We start from the raw sequence: 3,577 nt of genomic DNA on the forward strand, positions 1-3,577 counted from the left end.
CACCGCCACCGCCGGCGGCAACGTCGCATGCGTCACCCCCCGATCCACCAAAAACCGCACCAACTCATCACCCAACCGCCGATCCGACGGCACCGACACCAACGCCGCCCCCCGCAGCAACGCCAGCCACCACTCCTCACAGAACGCGTCAAAACCCACCGACGCGAACTGCGCCACCCGACTGCCCGCACCCACCCCATACCGGTCATGACTGACCACATAACCCGCACACGCCTCGTGCGGAATCACCACACCCTTCGGACGCCCCGTCGAACCCGACGTATAGATCACATACGCCGGATGAGACCCCAGCAACGGAGCCAGACGATCAGCGTCCGACACCGCACCCGCATCGAACCCGCCCGTCTCCGCCAGGAACTCCGGCCCGTCCAGCACCAGCACCGGCGCCGCATCCTCGATCACGAACCGGATGCGCTCCACGGGCTGCCCCGGATCGATCGGCAGATACGCACCCCCCGCCTTCAGCACCGCCAGCACCGCCACCACCAACTCCGGCGACCGCTCCAGCACCAAAGCCACCACCGACTCCGGACCCACCCCCCGCGCAATCAACTTCCGCGCAAGACGATTCGCCCGCTCCTCCACCTGCGCATACGACCACTCCACACCCTCACCCACCAGCGCCACCGCCTCCGGCGACCGCCCCACCTGCGCCGCGAACAAATCCGGCAGCAGGCCAGCGGGCACAGGCCCCGCAGCGGCATTCCACTCCTGGACGATGCGCCGGTACTCGTCCGGGCCGAGCACGTCCAGCGAGGCGACGGGGGCCGACGGGTCGGCGGCGGCCCTCTCCAGGACGCGCGCCATCATGTCCGCGATCCGCTGGACCGTTCCGGCGTCGAACAGGTCGGCGGAGCCGATGAGGGCGCCCCGCAGGCCCGCGGGCCGCCCGTCGTCGTCGAGCGTCTCGCGCAGCACCAGGTCGAGGTCGAGGTCGCGCGCCTGCTCTTCGCCGGCGATCATCTCGACCCGCAGACCGGGCAGTTCCAGGGCGGGCCCGCCGCGCCGCCCGGAGGACATCGGGTCCTCGGTCTCGACGGCCGCCATCACCTGGAAGAGGGGGTGCCTGGACAGCGACCGGGTCGGCGCCAGTTCCTCGACCAGTTTCTCGAACGGCACGTCCTGGTGCTCGTAGGCGTCCAGGGAAGCCTCACGCACCCGCCGAAGCACGTCGGTGAAGGCCGGGGCGCCCGACAGGTCGGCGCGGATCACCAGGTTGTTGACGAAGAAGCCGACGAGGTCGTTGAGTCCTTCGTCGGTCCGTCCGGCGACCAGGGTGCCGATGGGGAGGTCTTCGCCCGCCCCCATCCGGGACAGCAGCACGGCCAGCGCGGAGTGCGCCACCATGAGCAGGGTCGCCCCGTGCTCCCCGGCCACCTCGAGCAGCCGTCGGTGGGCGTCAGCGGAGACCTCCAGCTCGGCGGTGTGACCGCGGGACGTGATCTGTGCCGGGCGCGGCCGGTCGGTGGGCAGTGCGAGTTCCTCCGGCGCGCCGGCGAGGGTGTCCTGCCAGTACGTCACCTGCTCGGACAGGGTGCTGTCCGGGTCGTCCTGGGTACCGAGGACTTCACGCTGCCACAGGGCGTAGTCCGCGTACTGCACCGGCAGCGGCTCCCACCGCGGCTCCTGGCCGGCCAGCCGCGCGGTGTAGGCGGTGGAGAGGTCGCGGAGCAGGGGTCCCATCGACCAGCCGTCGGCCGCGATGTGGTGCACCACCAGGACCAGCACGTGCTCGTCCGGGTTCACCGTGAACAGCTGGGCCCGTAACGGGATTTCGCCGGCCAGGTCGAAGGCGTACCCGCTCGCGCGCCGCACCTCGTCCGCCACGGCCTCCGGCGGCACCTGGGCGACCCTCAGCTCGAAGCCTGCCTCGTCGGTGGGCAGGATCCGCTGGTACGGCTCGCCGTCCGCGGCCGGGAGGACGGTGCGCAGCACCTCGTGGCGCTCGATGAGGTCCCGCAGGGCGGCGGCGAGCGCGTCGCGGTCCAGTGGCCCGGTCAGCCGCAGGGCCAGCGGGATGTTGAACGTGTCGGCGGGGCCCTCCAGCTGCCACAGGAACCACAGGCGACGCTGCGCGAACGACAACGGAATCATCAGAACTCCTTCTTCTGCCTACGCATCGGCCGCAGCGTCGGTCTGGTCTTCTTCTGTGAGCCGGTCTGCGCCGTCAGCCACTCGGCGACACCGGCGGGTGTGGGGTTCGCGAACAGGACCCGGACGGGCACGTCGAGGCCCGTCACCGTCCGCACCCGGCTGAGCAGTCGGGTGGCCAGCAGGGAGTGCCCGCCGAGCGCGAAGAAGTCGTCGTCGGCCCCGGCTCCGGGCAGGCCGAGGACGTCGGCGAACGCCCGGCAGACCAGTTCCTCATGCGGGGTGGCAGGCGGACGTCCGGTGCCGGCCTTGCCGTAATCGGGTGCGGGCAGCGCCTTTCGGTCCACCTTGCCGTTGACCGTCAGCGGCACGGTGTCCAGCACCACCACGGCCACCGGCACCATGTACGACGGCAGCCGCTCCGCCGCGAACTCGCGTACGGCCCGGGGCAGTTCCTCGGCGTCCGTGTCTTCGCCGGGGACGACGTAGCCGACGATCCGCAGTTCGCCGGGCGAGTCCTCCCGTACGATCACCGCGGCCTGGGCGACGGCCGGGTGCGCTGCGAGTACGGCCTCGACCTCGCCCGGTTCGATCCGGAAGCCGCGGATCTTCACTTGGTCGTCCGCACGGCCCGCGAAGACCAGCTGCCCGTCGGCGTTCCACTTCACGCGGTCGCCGGTGCGGTACATCCGCTGTCCCGGCCCGAACGGGCACGCCACGAAGCGCTGGGCCGTCAGCCCGGGAAGATTCAGATAGCCGCGTGCCAGGCCCGTGCCCGCGAGGTACAGCTCGCCCACCACCCCCGTCGGTACGGGCCGGAGCGCGGCGTCCAGCACGTACGCCCGGGTGTTGATGACGGGCCGGCCGATCGGTACCGCCGCCCCTGCCTCCAGGCCTGGGCTGCACCGCCACACTGTGGCGTCCACGGTCGTCTCGGTGGGCCCGTAGGTGTTGAACATGGTGCGGCCGTCCGCCGTCCAGCGTTCGACCAGCTCGGGCGGGCAGGACTCGCCGCCGACGTCGAGCACGAACGCCGGGTCCAGAAGGCCGTCGGGGATCGTCGCCGCGACTGCGGGCGGCAGCGCCGCGTGCGTCACCCCTCGATCGGCCAGGAACCGCCCCAGGTCGGCTCCCAGCCGACGATCCGCCGGTACGGTCACCAGCGCCGCGCCCCGCAGCAGTGCGAGCAGCCACTCCTCGCAGAACATGTCGAAGCCGACGGACGCGAACTGGGCCACCCTGCTCCCGACCCGCACGCCGTACCAGTCATGGCTCGACGACAGGTTGGCGCAGCTCTCGTGCGTGACGACCACGCCCTTCGGGCGGCCGGTCGATCCCGACGTGTAGATCACATACGCCGGATGGGACGGCAGCAACGGAGCCAGACGATCAGCGTCCGACACCGCACCCGCATCGAACCCGCCCGTCTCCGCCAGAAACTCCGGCCCGTCCAGCACCAGCACCG

Annotated in this window: 2 protein-coding genes; both read right to left on the minus strand. The window is 71.4% G+C overall.

All coding sequences use genetic code 11. The features are described from left to right. Positions 1-2,115, minus strand: a 2,115-nt coding sequence (locus tag ACZ3I3_RS41230; RefSeq protein ID WP_467373010.1) for a condensation domain-containing protein, incomplete at its 3' end; no start/stop codon positions are given. Next, positions 2,115-3,577 (minus strand): non-ribosomal peptide synthetase (locus ACZ3I3_RS41235; RefSeq protein ID WP_467373011.1); only part of this gene is annotated, 1,463 nt, incomplete at its 5' end. The genes ACZ3I3_RS41235 and ACZ3I3_RS41230, both read right to left, overlap by 1 nt.

It is taken from the genome of Streptomyces sp. NPDC016851 (assembly GCF_055562795.1).